Annotated in this window: 1 protein-coding gene; it reads left to right on the top strand. The window is 53.1% G+C overall.

Going from position 1 to position 354, the window contains the following annotated elements:
- Window positions 1-307: IS5/IS1182 family transposase (locus ACVCAM_RS26530; protein ID WP_032645768.1), on the top strand; the 307-nt coding region annotated here is incomplete at its 5' end.
- Window positions 308-354 lie beyond the last annotated feature (47 nt).

Here is a 354-nt window from a genome sequence, read left to right on the forward strand (position 1 = left end):
AGCGCCACAGCGCGAGGAGCTGGCCGAGGTGGATGTGGACTGGCTGATCGCCGAGCGTCCCGGCAGGGTAAAAACCTTGAAGCAGCATCCGCGCAAGAACAAAACGGCCATCAACATCGAATACATGAAAGCCAGCATCCGTGCCAGGGTGGAGCACCCGTTTCGCATCATCAAGCGGCAGTTCGGCTTCGTGAAAGCCAGATACAAGGGGCTGCTGAAAAACGATAACCAACTGGCGATGTTATTCACCCTGGCCAACCTGTTTCGGGTGGACCAAATGATACGTCAGTGGGAGAGATCTCAGTAAAAACCGGAAATAACGCCAGAAATGGTGGAAAAAATAGCCTAAATAGG

The sequence above is a fragment of the Enterobacter sp. CFEC122 genome (assembly GCF_052983755.1).